Annotated in this window: 18 protein-coding genes and 1 pseudogene; 8 read left to right on the forward strand and 11 right to left on the reverse strand. The window is 65.9% G+C overall.

Annotated elements, in window-relative coordinates:
- Positions 1-193: 193 nt before the first annotated feature.
- On the forward strand, positions 194-994 hold the full coding sequence (locus AADZ55_RS05895; protein ID WP_085323278.1) for a ParA family protein: 801 nt from the start codon (positions 194-196) through the stop codon (positions 992-994).
- A 21-nt stretch (positions 995-1,015) separates the two neighbouring features.
- On the opposite strand, the gene AADZ55_RS05900 is transcribed toward AADZ55_RS05895, so the two are convergent.
- The gene (locus AADZ55_RS05900) at positions 1,016-2,239 is read right to left on the reverse strand and encodes a hypothetical protein (RefSeq protein ID WP_085323279.1); all 1,224 of its coding nucleotides are present in this window, start codon (positions 2,237-2,239) and stop codon (positions 1,016-1,018) included.
- A 12-nt stretch (positions 2,240-2,251) separates the two neighbouring features.
- On the reverse strand, positions 2,252-3,835 hold the full coding sequence (locus AADZ55_RS05905) for a DEAD/DEAH box helicase (RefSeq protein ID WP_085323280.1): 1,584 nt from the start codon (positions 3,833-3,835) through the stop codon (positions 2,252-2,254).
- A gap of 256 nt (positions 3,836-4,091) precedes the next feature.
- Here AADZ55_RS05905 and AADZ55_RS05910 point away from each other — a divergent pair, with 256 nt between their 5' ends.
- Positions 4,092-4,787, forward strand: coding sequence for a ferritin-like fold-containing protein (locus tag AADZ55_RS05910; RefSeq protein WP_085323281.1), 696 nt, complete (start codon positions 4,092-4,094; stop codon positions 4,785-4,787).
- A 27-nt stretch (positions 4,788-4,814) separates the two neighbouring features.
- Here the strand turns inward: AADZ55_RS05910 and AADZ55_RS05915 are convergent, their stop codons facing one another.
- From AADZ55_RS05915 to AADZ55_RS05930, 4 genes are all read right to left on the reverse strand, one after another.
- A complete protein-coding gene (locus AADZ55_RS05915; RefSeq protein WP_085323282.1) occupies positions 4,815-5,882 on the reverse strand; it encodes a SagB family peptide dehydrogenase in 1,068 nt (355 codons plus the stop codon).
- A 13-nt stretch (positions 5,883-5,895) separates the two neighbouring features.
- Positions 5,896-7,392 (reverse strand): TfuA-like protein, encoded by a 1,497-nt coding sequence (locus AADZ55_RS05920; protein ID WP_085323283.1) that lies wholly within the window; start codon positions 7,390-7,392, stop codon positions 5,896-5,898.
- A complete protein-coding gene (locus AADZ55_RS05925; RefSeq protein ID WP_085323284.1) occupies positions 7,389-8,636 on the reverse strand; it encodes a YcaO-like family protein in 1,248 nt (415 codons plus the stop codon). The genes AADZ55_RS05920 and AADZ55_RS05925 overlap by 4 nt, the downstream gene beginning before the upstream one ends.
- 426 nt (positions 8,637-9,062) lie before the next feature.
- Positions 9,063-9,611, reverse strand: a complete 549-nt coding sequence (locus tag AADZ55_RS05930; protein ID WP_085323452.1) for an MmpS family transport accessory protein — start codon at positions 9,609-9,611, stop codon at positions 9,063-9,065.
- A gap of 368 nt (positions 9,612-9,979) precedes the next feature.
- On the opposite strand from AADZ55_RS05930, the gene AADZ55_RS05935 reads away from it, so the two are divergent.
- Positions 9,980-10,252 carry a DUF3107 domain-containing protein gene (locus AADZ55_RS05935; protein ID WP_085323285.1) on the forward strand — a complete coding sequence of 91 codons (273 nt, stop codon included), beginning with the start codon at positions 9,980-9,982 and terminating at the stop codon, positions 10,250-10,252.
- Here the strand turns inward: AADZ55_RS05935 and AADZ55_RS05940 are convergent.
- Positions 10,239-10,925, reverse strand: a complete 687-nt coding sequence (locus AADZ55_RS05940; RefSeq protein ID WP_085323286.1) for a TetR/AcrR family transcriptional regulator — start codon at positions 10,923-10,925, stop codon at positions 10,239-10,241. The two genes, AADZ55_RS05935 and AADZ55_RS05940, sit on opposite strands and share 14 nt — an antisense overlap.
- Before the next feature lie 199 nt (positions 10,926-11,124).
- Between AADZ55_RS05940 and AADZ55_RS05945 the strand changes: the two genes are divergently transcribed.
- From AADZ55_RS05945 to AADZ55_RS05955, 3 genes are all read left to right on the forward strand, one after another.
- Positions 11,125-12,150, forward strand: a complete 1,026-nt coding sequence (locus tag AADZ55_RS05945; RefSeq protein ID WP_119184865.1) for a DUF3152 domain-containing protein — start codon at positions 11,125-11,127, stop codon at positions 12,148-12,150.
- Positions 12,151-12,513: 363 nt separating this feature from the next.
- The gene (moeZ, locus tag AADZ55_RS05950) at positions 12,514-13,692 is read left to right on the forward strand and encodes an adenylyltransferase/sulfurtransferase MoeZ (RefSeq protein WP_085323287.1); all 1,179 of its coding nucleotides are present in this window, start codon (positions 12,514-12,516) and stop codon (positions 13,690-13,692) included.
- A 140-nt stretch (positions 13,693-13,832) separates the two neighbouring features.
- Positions 13,833-14,687 (forward strand): TIGR02569 family protein, encoded by an 855-nt coding sequence (locus AADZ55_RS05955; RefSeq protein WP_085323454.1) that lies wholly within the window; start codon positions 13,833-13,835, stop codon positions 14,685-14,687.
- A gap of 6 nt (positions 14,688-14,693) precedes the next feature.
- Here the strand turns inward: AADZ55_RS05955 and AADZ55_RS05960 are convergent, their stop codons facing one another.
- The 4 genes and pseudogenes from AADZ55_RS05960 to AADZ55_RS05975 form a co-directional block, all read right to left on the reverse strand.
- Positions 14,694-14,999: an MGMT family protein gene (locus AADZ55_RS05960; RefSeq protein WP_085323288.1), complete on the reverse strand. Its 306-nt coding sequence runs from the start codon at positions 14,997-14,999 to the stop codon at positions 14,694-14,696.
- Between the two features lie 2 nt (positions 15,000-15,001).
- Positions 15,002-15,787 (reverse strand): alpha/beta fold hydrolase, encoded by a 786-nt coding sequence (locus AADZ55_RS05965; protein ID WP_119184866.1) that lies wholly within the window; start codon positions 15,785-15,787, stop codon positions 15,002-15,004.
- A 94-nt stretch (positions 15,788-15,881) separates the two neighbouring features.
- On the reverse strand, positions 15,882-16,094 hold the full coding sequence (locus tag AADZ55_RS05970) for a hypothetical protein (RefSeq protein ID WP_165759325.1): 213 nt from the start codon (positions 16,092-16,094) through the stop codon (positions 15,882-15,884).
- A gap of 9 nt (positions 16,095-16,103) precedes the next feature.
- Positions 16,104-16,457: pseudogene (locus AADZ55_RS05975) on the reverse strand (MerR family transcriptional regulator); the annotation flags it as partial.
- 119 nt (positions 16,458-16,576) lie between these two features.
- Between AADZ55_RS05975 and AADZ55_RS05980 the strand changes: the two are divergent.
- Positions 16,577-16,999 (forward strand): Hsp20/alpha crystallin family protein, encoded by a 423-nt coding sequence (locus AADZ55_RS05980; RefSeq protein ID WP_278248556.1) that lies wholly within the window; start codon positions 16,577-16,579, stop codon positions 16,997-16,999.
- A gap of 131 nt (positions 17,000-17,130) precedes the next feature.
- Positions 17,131-17,448: a J domain-containing protein gene (locus AADZ55_RS05985; protein WP_085323290.1), complete on the forward strand. Its 318-nt coding sequence runs from the start codon at positions 17,131-17,133 to the stop codon at positions 17,446-17,448.
- Positions 17,449-17,455: the final 7 nt, after the last annotated feature.

The following is a 17,455-nucleotide window of genomic DNA, read 5'->3' on the forward strand; positions in this document are numbered from 1 at the left end:
CGACAGATTGTGCCGGACGACATGCCGGGCAGATTGCCCGAACCACGTCGCGGGAAGCATGCCAGGATGACACTGTGACCGCGGCGACGACGAAGGGAGAGCGCGATGAGGTGGGGGCACGCCCCCACAAGCGGGTGGGGGCACCTCCCCCTGGGGGCGTACTCCCACCCGCTTGCGGGGGAGAGCGGCGCTTGTGACTGAGACCCGGGTACTAGCGGTGGCCAACCAGAAGGGTGGGGTGGCCAAGACGACGACGGTCGCCTCGCTCGGTGCGGCAATGGTGGACAAGGGACGGCGCGTGCTGCTCGTCGATCTGGATCCGCAAGGTTGTCTGACCTTCTCGCTTGGCCAGGATCCCGACAAACTGCCAGTATCGGTGCACGAGGTGCTACTCGGTGAAGTCGAGCCCAACGCCGTGCTGGTCACCACGATGGAGGGAATGACGCTGCTGCCGGCCAACATTGACTTGGCAGGCGCCGAGGCAATGCTGTTGATGCGGGCCGGCCGCGAGTACGCGCTCAAACGGGCGCTGGCCAAACTGTCCGACCGGTTCGACGCGGTCATCATCGACTGTCCGCCGTCGCTGGGTGTGCTGACCCTCAACGGCCTGACGGCCGCCGACGAGGTCATCGTGCCACTGCAGTGCGAGATGCTGGCGCACCGCGGCGTCGGCCAGTTTCTGCGTACGGTCGCCGATGTCCAGCAGATCACCAACCCGAATCTGCGGCTGTTGGGTGCATTGCCGACGCTGTACGACTCGCGAACCACCCACACCCGTGACGTGTTGCTTGATGTCGCCGACCGCTACGACCTGCCGGTGCTGGCTCCGCCCATCCCTCGCACGGTGCGCTTCGCCGAGGCCAGCGCCTCGGGCTCGTCAGTGCTGGCGGGGCGCAAGAACAAGGGCGCGGTGGCCTACCGCGAGTTGGCGCAGGCGCTGCTCAAACATTGGAAGACCGGCAAACCGCTGCCCACCTTCGCCGTGGAGTCCTAGCCCTCGCGCCCACGATGCGGGTCAGCCCAGGGCGACCAGCGTGTCGCCACGCTGCTCGATGACCCTGGATCCGGAAACGGCCGGGATCACCGCCGAGCTGCTCGGCGGCCGGTCCACCGGGATATAGCGGCTGTTCGCGCCGCTGACCGGGTCATAGACACCGATCGCGCCGGTGACAGGCACCAGGAGTTGACCTGCCATCATCACCCCGGGCCCCACCGGCGCGGTCGTCTCGCCCGCGGCAATGGTGTAGCGCAGGGCCAGGCTGCCCGCGTCGAAGACCAGCAACGCGTCGCCAGTCCACCAGGTCACCAGGTTGCCGGTTCGCGACACCACGGCCGACGGCGACGGCGGCCTGGCGAGCAGGGTGCTCGAAACTGTGGTGCCGGTCTCGTCGATGACGTCGACTCTCGGTTGTGCGCCGATTTGTCCGGGTAGGTACACCGCGGTGTTGTTCTGCGAGACGACCAAGACCCGCGCGCCCGAACCCGGCTGGACCCCCGGTTCCGGCACAAAGCGTTGTTGGGGCTCGTCGTCTTCCTTGCCGGGGCGCAACAGTACGAGCCGCAGGTCGGCCTGACTCACGCAGGCCTCGAGCACTGACACGGTGGCCGAGCTGGCCGCCGCCGACTCCAGGGTGCATCCGGAGTGCAGTCCTCGGGACGACGGTTTCACCCGGGCGTCGGTCTCGCCGTAGGCCAACATCCGGACCATGTCTGAACGCCACAGTTCCAGGCGGGTGTTGCCGGCCGACAGCACCGTGGTGCCGTCGGAGGAAAGCCGCACGTGTGGATCGGCGTAGCTGGTTCGGGCGGCTCCGCGGCGACCGGTGGAACCATCGATGGTGCTGACCTGACCGCACCCCCGGTCGTCCCGGTAGACCGCGACGGCGTAGTGGTAGATCCAGGTCACCCCGCACATTTCGGTGTCACGGGCGTAACTCCACAGAGACTGGCCGGTGGCTGGGTCGCGCCCGTCCACCTGGCGTCCGTCGCCGGTAGCCACCGTTCCGCCCACCACCACGGGAACCCGGGTCGCCGGGCTGGCAGCGGTCCAGAGCTGCTTCAGCGAGGGCGGTACCTCCCGGGCCGGGGTCGGGGTGGGCACCGGAACCGCCGCCGGCCGGCTGATGGTGGCCCTCGCGTCGCTGGTCCACCAGATCAACAACGCGGCCACGGCCACGACGACCGCGATCGTCGCCGCCGCCGCGATATCGGCCTTGGTGCGACGTTCGGGCTTGACCATGCGTGGGCGCGGTCAGTTGGCCGGCGCAGCGACGCCGTCCTGGGCGTTCGCCGAGTGTCCGCGGCGACGACGGCGGCGCCGCGCGGCCCCGCTGCCACCGGACCGGGAGCTGGATGCGACACCGGACCCGGCACCTGACCCAGAACTGGATCCCGTCTCCGAGGTGGTGTCGCCGTTGACGACCGGGTTGGTGGCGGGGCGTCCGGTGACCGGTTTGCCGCCGCGGGTGCGCCGACGCCTGGGGGTGCCGTGGGCGCGCTGTGCGGTCTTCTGGCCGTCGCAGTCGGTGTCGCGCCGTTTGGCCTGCGATTTGCGCGGCGGGCGGACGGTGCCGCTTGCCTGGGCCGGGATGGCCAGCTCGGCGTACAGATGCGGTGAGTTGGAGTAGGTCTCGGCCGGATCGGGGGAGCCCAGGCCCAGTGCCTTGTCGATCATGCTCCAGCGGGGCAGCTCGTCCCAGTCCACCAGGGTGACCGCGACCCCGGTTCGGCCGGCGCGGCCCGTGCGCCCGATGCGGTGGACATACATCTTGTCGTCTTCGGGGCACTGATAGTTGATGACGTGGGTGACGTCGTCGATGTCGATACCGCGGGCGGCCACGTCGGTGGCCACCAACACGTCGATGGTGCCGGCGCGAAACGCCTTGAGCGCCTTTTCCCGCGCCACCTGCCCGAGATCGCCGTGCACGGCGCCCACCGCGAAGCCGCGCTCGGTCAACTCGTCGGCAACCTTCTGGGCGGTGCGCTTGGTGCGGGTGAAGATCATTGTCGCGCCCCGGTCACGAGCCTGCAGCACCCGGCTGACCAGCTCCAGCTTGTCGAGCGCGTGGGCTCGGTAGACGAACTGCTCGGTGGCGTCGTGCACCGCCGAGGAGTGCGGTGCCTCAGCCCGGATGTGCGTGGGCCGGACCATGAACGTCCGGGCTAGTGTGATGATCGGGTCGGGCATCGTCGCTGAGAACAGCATCGACTGCCGGTCGGCGGGGATTTGGCGCAGGATGCGCTCGATATCGGGCAAGAAGCCTAGGTCGAGCATTTCGTCGGCCTCGTCGAGCACCAGCACGGACAGCCCGCCCAGCTGCAGGTGGCCCTGCTGGCACAGGTCGAGCAGCCGACCGGGGGTGCCCACCACCACGTCGGCGCCGGCGCGCAGCGCCTCGATCTGCGGTTCGTAGGCCCGTCCCCCATAGATGGACACCACCGACAGCCGACGACTCGCGGCGGTTGCGTCGTCTGGGTCGGCGCCGGCGGTCAGGTACTTGGCCGCCGTGGCCAGGTCATCGGTGACCTGAATACACAGCTCGCGGGTGGGGACTACGACCAGGGCCCGCGGAGCGCCGGTGAGCGGTCTCATGCCGTTGCCGGAGGTGACGCGCTGCAACAGCGGCACACCAAAGGCGAAAGTCTTGCCCATGCCGGTGCGGGCTTGGCCGATCACGTCCTCGCCGTCGAGCGCGAGTGGCAGGGTCAGCTCTTGGATAGCAAAGGGTTGTTCAATGCCTTCTTCGGCCAGTGCGCGAACGATTTCGTCGCGGACTCCAAGTTTGGCAAACGTAGGTTTCGGGGTTGGTTCGGTTGTGCTCTGCAATGCGGTCATACGTGGGTCAGCGGCCTTTCGGTGACGGTATCGGTCTGATGTCGGTGTTTCTCTGTTGCGGTTCACGCGCGCACGAGATCCGACTCCGATTACGTCGCCGAGTCGCCGGCCCAAGCACCAATCCAGGCGGGCCAACTACATGCACGCACATTTCGCCGGTAGTGGCAGTAGGGATAGCGCCGCTACCTATGAGCATGATAGCTGGTCGGCCAGCGGGCTCCCATTTCCTGCTGAGCCTGCCGACTAGAGTGTTGCCATGACTTCGCCCTCATCCGCCGACGAAGTGGCCGATTCGCCCAGGCCACGGCTGCCGGCGGATCATCCCGGCGTCAACGAGCTATTCGCTTTGCTGGCCTACGGCGAGGTTGCGGCCTTCTACCGCCTGACCGACGAGGCGCGGATGGCGCCGGACCTGCGGGGACGGATCTCGATGGCAACCATCGCCGCCGCCGAGATGGGGCACTACGAGTTGCTGCGCGATGCGCTGGAACGTCGGGGTGTCGACGTGGTCCCGGCGATGTCCAAGTACGCGTTGGCGTTGGAAAACTACCACCGGCTGACGACGCCGAGCACGTGGCTGGAAGCCTTGGTGAAGACGTACGTCGGTGACGCCCTGGCCGCCGATTTGTATCTGGAGATCGCCGGCGGGCTGCCGGACGAGGTTGCCGACGTGGTGCGGGCGGCGTTATCGGAGACGGGACACTCTCAGTTCGTCGTTGCCGAAGTGCGCGCAGCGGTGACGGCGAGCAGCAAACAGCGCAGCCGGCTGGCTCTGTGGTCGCGTCGTCTGCTCGGCGAGGCGATCACGCAGGCCCAGCTCGTGCTGGCCGACCACGATGAGCTGGTCGACTTGGTGGTATCCGGTACCAGCGGCCTGAGCCAGCTCGGTGCCTTCTTCGATCGTTTGCAGCACACGCACGACCAACGGATGCGCGAACTCGGTCTCAGCTAAGCCAAAGTTGCCTCGACCACCACCGTCCTAGGTTGGTGCTTGGTAGGGGATTCCGAGAGCGAGGTTTCCGGTGTGGATGAACTCACGGTCGCGGCCACGGAGGAAGGGCGCGGTGATCGGTGATTCCAGCCGTGCGGTGATGCATGAGGCCAGGCCGAGGTCGGTGGCGGCCAGGGCGAGGGTCTGCAGCAGGCAGCCGGTGTCGCGATAGATCAGGCTCAGGGCCATGCCCTTGTATTTCCACGTGGTCCGCGCGGCATAGGAGGCCAGGTAAAGACTTGCCGGTGGCGGCGCCTTCAACTGGGCGGGCTGGACCGTGGTGTGACGCAAGGTTTGTTCCAGTTCGGCGGTCCAGGGCGCGAGTTGGTGCAGGGCATGGTCGAAGGGGTCGTAGTGGTAAGCGCCGGCCGCGAGCTCCGCGACGTTGCGGGCGACAAGGTAGATTTCCAGGCTGTGGCGGGCGCCGCCGGAGGGGGCCGGTCGTTGGGTCATGTCGCCGAGCGTTCCCAGTTCGTCCCGGCCGGAAAGGTGCCTTTGAACGCGTGCGGAGCGGTGCAGGAACGCGCCAAGTTGGCGCAGCGGCACGGGCTGCGGCGCGTAGCGGCGGGTGCTGCGTCGGTAGGTGAGTGTTTCGGCGAGGGAGCGGCTCGACGGCGCGTGTTGGTCGTCGGGTAGCGCGATCGTGGCGGTCGCCTCGGGGTGGTTGAGCCGCGATGGCGGAGGTTCGCCGAAGCGGGCGTCGGCTTGTGGGCCTCGGCCGGCTTGCCAGTGCACGGCCAGTTCGCACGGTGTCCAAGCGGGTGCGGTTTCGGTTACTGCAGACGGGCAGGGAGGGGATGTCCGCACGATCCCCGCATCAGTCAGCTGCGACAGCAATCCGGCGAGCCGGTCGGTACCGGGTGATTCGGTCCACCGTAGCCCGATGTCGGTGACGGTGCGGGGCTGGTCCAGCTGGCCGAGCAGGTTGACGAGAGCCGGTTTGACGCGGAATCGCCGCCGGGCATCGGGGTTAAACACCGTCGCATCATCGCGGCCCGGTTCCCATTCCAGCAGGAGGTGAGGGTTGCGTTCGTAGCGAGTCGCTGAGTCGTTCATCAACGGGTCGCGTTCAGGCCAGGGGAAGTGGGACTGCGGCGGTTGGCCTTTGGGTCAGGGTTCGCGTCGGTCCTAAGGTGGCGACCTCAATGAACGGCAGTTGGTCGTCGGCGGCTGCAACGGCAAATATCGTGGCGGCGCTGTAGAAGAAGTCGTGGGTCAGTAGGCCGCGCTGGGCCAGCTCGATGCGGTCCACCTTGGCGCCCCAGCGGGTGGCGAACAGGCGTTTCAGTTGCGCGGGATCCGGCCGGTGCAGGTTTAGGTGCGGTTTTCGACGAGCCAGCTCGTCGCGCATCGACAGGGCCCGGGCGGCCATAGCGCGCCACTCGGGCAGTCTGGGGTCCTCGCGCAGCAAATCAAGGAGGTGCTGGGTGGCCGGGAGTGTGTGGGCGAAGAACAGTGTGCGGGTGGTCAGGCGGGCCGCGACGGCAATCGGGTCATGGCCGAAGTTCCGGTCCTCTTCGGCAGTGAGCCATTTCGACCTGACCGGTTCGGGAAAGCCGGACTCGTCGATGATGCGGGTAGCCAGTGCGTAGCGATGGGCCACGATCTCGAGCGCGCGCTCGTATGACGCGGATTCCACCTCAGCGACGGCTTGCGACGCGCGCTCCCGGACGCTGCCGTTCTGGCCGCGGCGCTGGTGGGTCCAGTACCAGGCGGCGACCTGTTCCAGCGCGGGCAGATAGGCCCACCGGTCGATGGCGCACACGCTCAGCAACGACAACACGTCCAGGTCGGAGACGTCGACGACCGATTGCCCGCCATCGTCGGTGCGGATCACGACGGGGGTGGGCGGTGCCCAGCATTGCCGCCAGCGCTGCGACCACATCGTCGGGGGTGGGCCGGGGCGAATCCCGTTGCGGCGCGGTTCGCGCACGATATGATCCAGCGCGAGCAAGGCATCGGCATGTTTGATGTCGACCCGCAGGCTCTGCAACTGTCCGGCAAGTTCCCCGGCGTTCGGGGCGCCGACATCGGCCAAAAGCCGGTGCCACGTGCGCAGGGTGAACGGGATGGTGCGGGCCGCTTTGATGATCTGGTTGGCCATCGGAGCGGCGAGCACACCGGTTTTGACGGCTTCGGCCACGGTGTGGCGCATGTTGACCAGCGCGTCGACGAAGACCGGGTAGCCGTCGTTGGGCTCGCCGTGCACCATGGCAACCTCGTCATCGGCCTCCAGCAGCCCATAACGGTAACTCTCGAAGACCCAGCCATAGCCTTCCATGCCGAATGGATGCAGTTCGGCCGCGCGTAATGCGCCCATGCTGGAGGACCCGATCACGCGTACGCCGTCGGCGATCAGGGTGAGAAGTTCCTTGTGCCGGACCGGGGCATGCTGGAAGAAGAGTCCGTCGACGATGAGCAGCGTGTCGCCCGGACGCAGGCCGTAGCCGAGGGCCTGGCCGAACGAAATCGGCGGGACCACTTCGGCGGTGGGCACGGCGGCCCGAATTTCGGCGGCACCGATGGTAGGGCCGGCCGTGACGACGACCCTTGCGCCCGATGTCATGCCGACTCCAACAAAGGGGTTCGCATCGAGGGTGTGGTCGACGACATCGTCAGGCCGGGGGCAACGACCTTCACGACGGGAACACAGCCGCCGTCGAAGTCGCACACGACCGCCAGAGGTTCGGCGCCGGTCCGGGCGGCCACCGCCGTCGCCGCCGACGTCACCAGCTCCGGCAGCGAACCGTTGGCGGGGACCTGCCACGACGTCGGCGCGGCGGCAGGCTTCCGCTGCTGGCAGCCGCGGATCGCAGCATAGGTGTGTATCTGGGCGAAGCGGTGATAGATCGTCGATGGAATGTCCTCACGGGCTCCGCTGATCGCGGTCAACCGCGATTGCGCGGCCTCGGTGATCGCTCGCGACAGTGCGACGTTCGGGTCGTGGTGCAGTCCGAAGCCACTAAACGGTAGCTCCAGCATCGGCGAGGTCAGCTCAACAGCGAAGCAGTAGTAGCCGTCCCAGTTGTCGATTCGGGAGATGAGCAATTCGCTTCCGGCCTGGAGAATCATCTCGACCAGGCCAGCCGAATCCGAGTCGGCGACGTCGTCGAGTGTCACCTCGAACATGGTCGCTCCTGGCACGGCGGTGGCGATGCTGTGTCGTTCCATGATCTCGTACAGGGCGTGCAGCGCGGCTTCGTCGTAGCTGTTGCCCGAGGCCAGTCCGTAGCTGTCCATCATGAACATCGGCGGTGCCCAGCGATCGCTGACCGCCACGTTGACCAGCACGGCCGTCCACGGCAGCCAGGTGCGGCGGCCGGTCAGCAATGTTGTCGCGACCATCCAGTCGAGCTTCGCGCCGCGATGGTAGAGGCTGCCGGGCGGGCGGCGAAGCCGGGCGGGGTCGTAGGTCAGGGTTGACCCGAGATCCTGGGTGGCGGCGGACAACAGGTCTGCAGTGACGTTCTCGACGTGCCACATCTCCAGGGATTCCATTACGGCCGAGACCTGAGCCGCACGGTAGGTGGTGGCCTTTCCCTGGCTGACCGACAACGATAGCGAGGCCGGCCGCACCGCCTGCACCGTGGGGATTCCGAGATCGTCTAGCCAGGTCAGGTCGGCGACTCTGGTGATGCCGGCCCGTTCCAGCAGAGGTTGCACGGCCAGCCAGGTCTGGTCGGGGCTGATGATGCGGTGGGTACCTCGGCGATGGGCGATTGTTGCCCGGCCGGCCGAGTCCAGCGAGCGCATCGGCCAACAAGACCAATCCGGACCGGCCGGCGCCGCGGTGCGCAGCGACATGAGCATGGTTGATTCCTTGGTTTCGCCAGTTGAAGAGATGCGGGTGGTGGTGGGGATCTCACACACCTAGATGCGGAAATCCCCACCGGATTGGGCTAAACCCGTCCGTGCTTAGTCGAGGTCATCAGCCACGAAAGCAAGATGCCCGGCCGCGTACGTCGGGGCTTCCACCTCGCAGAACAGAAGTTCGTGTGCCATGCGTCACCTCCTCCCATGCATCGCTGCTGCGAAAGTGTTCGCAGACTCCGGGGTCGCCCGGTTTATAATCGCTTGATTAATTTAACGGGGCCCAGGCTTCCTGGGCTCCTACGAAAGGCCATGGCGCGAGGCGACATTCGAGTCCCCCAGCGGTATGGTCCCGAGGTCCACCAATCGGGGGACACGCCGCCCTGCCGGGTCAGCGGTGAGGTTCTGGCTGAGTTTCGACGAGACTTAGCGGGTGCACGTCGCAATGATCGCGTTGTTGGTCGACGCCACGACCGTCTGCCCCGCCGCATTGACGATCGAGCAGTTGACACGACCGTAGATGCTGGTCGCGACCACCGATTCGGTCTGCACGCCCGGGTTCAGGACGACCATCTTCGTCCACGGCAGCGATACGTTGAAGTCCGTTACCGGGAAACCCCGGGCATCGGTGTACACGACATTCACCAGATCGAAGAGCCGCTTGGTGCCGGTCACGCGGTAGACCACGGTGCGCGGGTTCAGCGCACCGGGCGGGGGCGCTGCAGTCTGAGGCGGCGCAGCGGTGGGGGTTCGCGTCGGCTCGGTGCTGGGTGGTACCACCGTGGTGACCGTTTCCGGCGGGAGTTGCTGCCGTGAGGTGGGCGGCGATGCAGGGGGTGACGTGCTGGGTGGGGCCGTCGGTCGTGTCGTGCTGGATATCACCGTTCGCGGGGCTGGTGCCCCAACGGTGGCCTTGGTCGACGCGCTATCGCCGCTGTTGATGATGACTGCGGTCGCGACGGCGCCGACTGCCACCACCCCGCCGACGACCGCGGTGACCAGGCGCCATCGACGGTCAGCCGGCCAGGCCAATTCGCCTTCCGTATTGGCCCGACCTGCCCCGAAGCCGCTCGAGCTTTCGTCGTCCGGGTAGTCCTGGACATCCCAGACGCTCTCGTAGCGGTTGTTAACAGTGTTACCGATGGTGCTGATGTTATCGAGGCCGCACCCGAGGATGGGTGTCCCGCTGCGTGTCGGGCGAGCTTAGACCTAACCGTTATACGCGGTTTCGCCGAACGCGAACTACCCGAGGCCGGGGGCGATGTGCGTCAGGGAGCGCCAGGCGCGTCTACTAGCCTGCTGCTGACACGCCCGCGACTTTAATGCCAACGGAAGGGGCCACCGTGGAGGTCAAGATCGGTATCACGGACAGTCCGCGCGAGCTGGTGTTCTCCAGTGCGCAGACGCCCAGTGAGGTGGAAGAACTCGTCAGGGACGCGCTGCGCGACGACTCGGGTCTGCTGACCCTGGCCGACGATCGCGGTCGTCGCTTCCTGGTCCACACCGCCAAGATCGCCTATGTCGAGATTGGTGTCGCAGACGCCCGGCGGGTTGGCTTTGGCATCGGGGCGGATGCCGCAGCTGGGTCTGCCGGAAAGGCCGCTACGAGCGGGTAAGCGGCACGTGTGACAGCCCGCCCCAGGCGAACTGCACGGTGCCCTCGACGGCATCCGATTTGGAAATCGGCTTGTTGGCGTCCAGCCAGTATCTGGCGCAGTCGACACTGATGCTGACCAAGCCCACCGCGATCATCCGGGCGCGGTGTGGGTCCAGCCCGGAATCGGCGCTGATCAGGGCGAACACTGCGTCGATGCATGATTCGGTGGCCACCCGCACCTGCGCGGCGACCTCGGGTTCGGTGACAAAGTCATTCTCGAAGATCAGCCGGTACCCCTGGCTGTCGTGCTCGATGAAGTCGAAGAACGCCTGGACCGCCACGTGCAACCGCTGCCGGTTGTCGGTGGTCGTGCTCAGCGCCTGCTGTACGCCGGACACCAGGTTGTCCACATGCCGATGAAGCACTGCCAGATACAGTTCAAGCTTGCTTGAAAAGTGTTGATACAGAACGGGTTTACTGACTCCCGCCCGATCGGCGATCTCGTCCATACCGGCCGCGTGGTAACCCCGGTCGACAAAAACGTCGCTGGCTACGACAAGTAACTGGCCACGGCGCTCATCGCGAGGCAGTCGGTTGCCGCGCCGGTTCGCGGCCGGAACGCCTTCGACCGGCCGAGGGCTGTCGGTCGATCTGAGGGCACGTCGTTGCGCCGTCTTGGCGAGATCGCTCATCCGTCCTCAATCTGATCGCACTAAATTTTCGAGGGCCACCGGCCGTCCCCACGGCCGCACGTTTGTCGGAATGACATTACTACCTGCAGTGTCCCACCGATCGGAAGCGGCATCATCGGTGCTGGTGGGCCAGTAGTCGGGTGGTGGGTTCGGGCGCGCCAGGGGTCCTGACCACGGGCAGCTGTGCCATCCTGGGGAAATGACGCACCCGTGGCCTGTCCACAGCACGAGTCGGGTACCCGTGCTGCATGACGAGTGGCGTGAACCGCTGCGGGCCCTGCGCGACCCGCTCGCCCCGACCGAGGGACGGGTCCGGGCACAGCGTGACCGGAAGCGTCAATGGCGCAAACAAACCTGGTTGGGGCGGTTTGTGTCCAACTACGGCTGGCGCGCCTACGCTCTGCCTGTACTGGTGGTGCTGACCGTGGTGGTGGTGTACCAGACGGTGACCGGAACGAGTGCGCCGAAGCCAGCGGCAGCCCAGACCGTCCGTGACGCGCCGGCGATCGGCGTGGTGGGTACCGCGATCCTGGACGCGCCGCCTCGAGGCCTGGCCGCGTTCGATGCCAATCTGCCGGCCGGGACGCTGCCGGATGGCGGTCCGTTTACCCAGGCGGGTGACAAGACCTGGCGTGTCGTTCCGGGCACGACGGCACAATTCGGTCAAGGTACCGCCAAGGTGTTCACCTACACCGTCGAGATCGAGAACGGTCTTGACCCCACGATGTACGGCGGTGACAACGCGTTCGCCCAGATGGTCGATCAGACGTTGACCAATCCCAAGGGTTGGACCCACAACCCTCAATTCGCGTTCATGCGGATCGACGGCGGAAAACCTGACTTCCGGATTTCGCTGGTGTCGCCGATGACGGTGCGAGGGGGGTGTGGCTACGAATTCCGGCTCGAGACGTCCTGCTACAACCCATCGTTGGGTCTGGACCGCCAATCGCGGGTGTTCATCAACGAGGCGCGTTGGGTACGCGGCGCCGTGCCATTCGAAGGCGACGTCGGTTCCTATCGCCAGTATGTGATCAACCACGAGGTTGGCCATGCCATCGGTTACCTGCGCCACGAACCGTGTGACACCCAGGGCGGCCTGGCTCCGGTGATGATGCAGCAGACGTTTTCCACGTCCAATGACGACGGGGCCAAGTTTGACCCTGACTTTGTCAAACCGGACGGAAAGACCTGCCGCTTCAATCCCTGGCCGTACCCGATTCCCTAGCCCCGGCGACGATGCGCGCCGTGCAGCGGGGTGCGGAGGAGCGGGGCAGTCCGATCTAGCCCCGGCGACGATGCGCGCCGTGCAGCGGGGTGCGGAGGAGCGGGGCAGTCCGATCTAGCCCCGGCGACGATGCGCGCCGTGCAGCGGGGTGCGGAGGAGCGGGGCAGTCCGATCTAGCCCCGGCGACGATGCGCGCCGTGCAGCGGAGCAATCCGGCCTGCCCCGGCGGGCCGGAAACAATGGTGGCCGGCTGGGCGTTGATGTCCTTGCAGGTCGTTGCCGTTGATCTACGCAACTGATGTGATGGTTGTGGACGACGCGCAGCAGAAATTGAATCGCGACACATAACCGAGGAGATGGTCGGTGTCGACATCGTTGCCGCCACTAGTTGAGCCGGCACCCGCGCTCAGCCGCGAAGAGGTGGCTCGCTACAGCCGCCATCTCATCATTCCTGACCTGGGTGTCGACGGGCAGAAGAGGCTGAAGAACGCGCGAGTGCTGGTGATCGGCGCCGGCGGGCTCGGGGCGCCGACGCTGTTGTATCTGGCCGCCGCTGGCGTCGGCACCATCGGCATCGTCGACTTCGATGTTGTGGACGAGTCGAACCTGCAGCGTCAGATCATCCATGGCGTAGCCGACGTCGGGCGCTCCAAGGCCCAGTCGGCGCGCGACTCGATCGTCGCGATCAACCCGTTGATCCAGGTGCGATTGCACGAGTTCAGGCTCGAGCCGAGCAACGCCGTCGAGCTGTTCAAGCAGTACGACCTGATCCTGGACGGCACCGACAACTTCGGCACCCGGTATCTGGTCAACGACGCCGCGGTGCTAGCCGGTAAGCCGTACGTGTGGGGGTCGATATACCGCTTCGAGGGCCAGGTGTCGGTGTTTTGGGAGGATGCTCCCGACGGGTTGGGTCTCAACTATCGCGACTTGTATCCCGAGCCGCCGCCGCCGGGCATGGTGCCCTCCTGTGCCGAGGGTGGCGTGCTGGGCATTATCTGTGCCTCGATCGCGTCGGTGATGGGCACCGAGGCCATCAAACTGATCACTGGGATCGGTGACACACTGCTCGGCCGGTTGATGGTGTATGACGCGTTGGAGATGAGCTATCGCACCATCACGATCCGCAAGGACCCGTCGACACCCAAGATCACCGAGCTGGTCGACTACGAGCGGTTCTGCGGGGTGGCGTCTGACGATGCCGCCCAGGCGGTCAGCGGTTCCACCATCACGCCGCGTGAGTTGCGCGCGTGGCTGGACTCCGGCAGGAAGGTGGCCCTGATCGACGTTCGCGATCCCGTGGAGTGGGACATCGTGCATATCGACGGAGCCCAGCTGATTCCGAAATCGTTGATCAACTCGGGCGAGGGTCTGGCCAGGCTGCCCCAGGACCGCACGGCCGTGCTCTACTGCAAGACTGGCGTGCGCTCGGCCGAGGCATTGGCCGCGGTAAAGAAGGCCGGCTTCTCCGACGCGGTCCACCTGCAGGGCGGCATCGTGGCGTGGGCTAAGCAGATGCAGCCCGACATGGTGATGTACTAAGCCCGACAGCCCAATCGGATGTTTCGGGTAAGGACGCGGAAGACCCGGTGGTCGCGACGGCGTCGGTTGGATACGTGGCGGGCCAGCACGGCGCAAGCCCCTCAACGGCACGCCGAACGATTCCCATTAGGCTGATCTGCGTGAGTGTCGAGCCGCCGCCCGAGCACGTGCTGGCGGCGTACGGTTTGACGGGTGTGCATCCCGCCCCGTTGGGTCCCACTTGGGATAGCGGCTGGCGATGCGGGGAAGTTGTGTTGTCGATGGTGGCCGACAATGCCCGCGCGACCTGGTCGGCCCGGGTGCGGGAGACCTTGTTCGTCGACGGCGTACGCCTGGCTCGGCCCGTCCGATCGACCGACGGCCGGTACGTGGTTTCTGGTTGGCGGGCAGATACATTCGTCGCGGGCGCACCGGAGCCCAGGCATGATGAAGTCGTGTCAGCGGCGGTGCGGCTGCATGAAGCCACCGGAAAGCTGGAACGCCCTCGATTCCTGACCCAGGGGCCCACGGCGCCTTGGGCGGAGGTCGACGTATTCATCGCCGCGGATCGAGCTGCGTGGGAGGAGCGGCCGTTGCAGTCGGTCCCGCCGGGCGCGGGGACCGCTCCCGAGACAGCGGAAGCGCAGCGATCGATCGATCTGATCAATCAGCTTGCCGGGTTGCGTAAGCCGACCAAAAGCCCAAACCAACTGGTGCATGGAGATCTCTACGGCACAGTGCTTTTCGCAGGCACTGCCCCGCCCGGGATTACCGACATCACGCCCTACTGGCGCCCCGCATCCTGGGCGGCCGGGGTGACCGTCGTTGACGCGCTGTCCTGGGGCGAGGCGGACGACGGACTCATCGAGCGGTGGAGCGCGCTGCCGGAGTGGCCACAGATGTTGCTGCGCGCGTTGATGTTCCGTCTGGCGGTGCACGCATTACACCCACGGTCCACCGCCGAGGCATTCCCCGGCCTGGCCCGCACTGCAGCTCTAGTGCGACTAGTGCTCTAAACCTGTTCAATCTAGCGGAAACTCGTAGCGCGCCTCGCTCAGCGCGACTCTGCCGTCCACACTGAGAACACCTTCCGCGCGCAACAACTCCAACTGCCGGGTGGCCAGGTGTAGTGCCGGGCGTCCAGATGCTCTGATCACTCGGTGCCAGGGCAGGTCTGAGGAATCGGTCCGCATGATCCAACCGACGATACGCGGACTGGAAAGTCCTGCAGCAGAGGCGATGTCGCCGTAGGTGGACACTCGGCCCGGTGGGATGGCTGCAACCAGCGCGCGCACCAGCTCGACCTGTTCGTCGGTCACCGGTGCCATGGCTAGCGCGGTCCCAGTCGACCGCGGATCACCGCGGCGACCTCGGTTGGCTTGGCCTGGGGAACCATGTGCCCGCAGTCGAAGTCCAGTAGCTCAAAATTGGTTCCTAGGCGTTCTTCTAGGGCCGCGACGAGTCGGTCGCTGACATACGCCGGCGAAGCATGGACCGCCCTAACCAGCGTGGTCGCCGTTCCAACCGGCGGCAGCACGATGTCGCGGGCGAGTTCGCTCCAGTAACACACCATTGCCGGCAGGCTGATGCGCCAGCCGTACCGCCCGTTCGGCAATGCCACGAGGTGCTCGTCGAGCTCGGCGTCGAGCACCGCCGGGTCCACATCCGCCCAAGCACCCGTCGCCTTCTCAGCGCGGGCCTCGGCTGGGTTCAGGTAGTCGGGAAAGGCCACCATGGCATCGACCAGTTCGCGCACCCGCGAACCATCGAGAGCGACCGCCGGGTCGAGCAGCACCAGCGCTGCGATCTGATCCGGACGAGCCGCGGCCAGTTGCAAAGCCACCGCCCCGCCGAAGGAGTGCCCGACGACAACGACCGGACCGTCGGCCTGATTGTCGAGTAGCGCTGCCAGCGCCGAAACGTTGGCGTCGATGGTCCACGGTGCGTCATATGGTGACCTACCGTGGCCCAGCAGATCGGGTGCTGCGATGGATATTTCGGGCAAGTGATGGGCTAGCCGCTGCCAGACCTGCCCATGCTCGGTCACTCCGTGGATGGTCAGCACCCGCACCGGCCCGGACGGGCCGTAACGGTGTACGCAAAGGTCGATGGTCACCCGTCGATGATGCCAGCACAGTCACGGCTTAGATGTCGCGTCGCAGGCCACGTCACGGCCGTCCGGCGAATCGAGGCGGGTGGCGCGACGGTGACTACCGGTCGGTTTCCCGATCGTCGTCGGCGACCGGAACGACGATGGCTTGGTCGACCAAGTCGGCTTCGTTGGCGTCCCGATCGGCGGCACCGTCGCTCAGGTAGGTGGTGTCTAACCCAGCTTCGTCGTCGAAATCGACAGCACGCTGTTGGTCCGCCGCGTCGGCTTCAGGTACTTCGTCCTGTGGACCGCCGCCTGCGACATTCGCCATGATTGACACCCCTTTAGCCTGCTTCGGTTTTCTTGCCGGACGGCCTCGATCGGCCTTCAGTTTGGCGTTGTCAGATTGCAACTGGGTGTTGTTGGCCTCCAGCTGAGTATTGCGACATTCCAGGTCCAGTATCCGGCCGACACCCGCGAGATTGACACCCTGTTCGACGAGTTCGGAAATCCGATTGAGGCGTTCGAGGTCGTCGTCGCTGTAGCGCCGGGTCCCTCCGTCGGTACGTGAGGGGCTGAGCAGGCCCCACTTCTCGTAGTGCCGCAAGGTCTGCGGGCCGATTCCCGAGAGCTCGGCTGCCACCGATATCCCGTATAAGCCACGCGCGGATCGAGAGGTTGAGTCGCCGGTCACGCGCGTCTCCCCTTCGTTTGGAGAAATCTGGTCTTGCTAGTTGCGCAAACATACCACATGTGCTAGATAGAAATCTATGTAAGCCAACATAAGTTATCAACCGCTATGGGAGGCGAAACATGATGTTGATGCGTTCAGATCCGTTCCGTGAGCTCGACCGTCTGACCCAGCAAGTGTTGGGCACTGCAGCCCGTCCGGCCGTCATGCCGATGGATGCCTGGCGAGAGGACGAGCAGTTCATCGTCGAATTCGATCTGCCGGGCGTAAAGCCCGATTCACTCGATATCGACGTCGAGCGCAACGTGCTCACCGTGCGCGCCGAACGGCCAGACCTCAATCAGGATCGCGACATGGTGTCGGCGGAGCGGCCGCGCGGCGTCTTTAGTCGGCAGCTGTTTCTGGGCGAAACCCTCGACACCGACAAGATTGAAGCGAGCTACCACGACGGCGTATTGCGGCTGACTATTCCGGTTGCCGAGAAGGCGAAGCCGCGTCGCATCGAGATCAGCCACGACGGCGAGCGCACACAGATCACCGCATAGCGACCTCGAGTGCTCACTCACTGACGCCACGCTGAGGAGGTGATGCCGCCAGAAGGTGGGCGCGCCGAGACGAGGCGCGCCCGCTTCCGCAAACCACCCGCCGATGAGTGAAAGGGCGCGGTGTCGGTGCCATGACTGACCCATACCGGATACTTGGCGTCTCGCCTGCTGCGAGTCAGGCCGAGATCGCTCACGCCTACCGGTCTCAACTGCGCAACTATCACCCGGACTCGCGGGTCGGTGGCACGAGTTCCACTTCCGACGAGCGATTGCAACAAATCATTGCTGCCTACCGATGGTTGCGTGATCCGCGGCGCCAGGACGACGGCGATAGCGTTGCCGCCCAAGTGCGCGATCTCGACACCGCAACCCGCATTGCCGTGACGCTGATCGATCCCGCCGCCGATGGTCCCGTTCTGTGGGCGGGACCGGTCTTCTGGCAGCGGTAAGGCCGCG

The organism is Mycobacterium decipiens (assembly GCF_963853665.1).
GTDB lineage: Bacteria > Actinomycetota > Actinomycetes > Mycobacteriales > Mycobacteriaceae > Mycobacterium > Mycobacterium decipiens.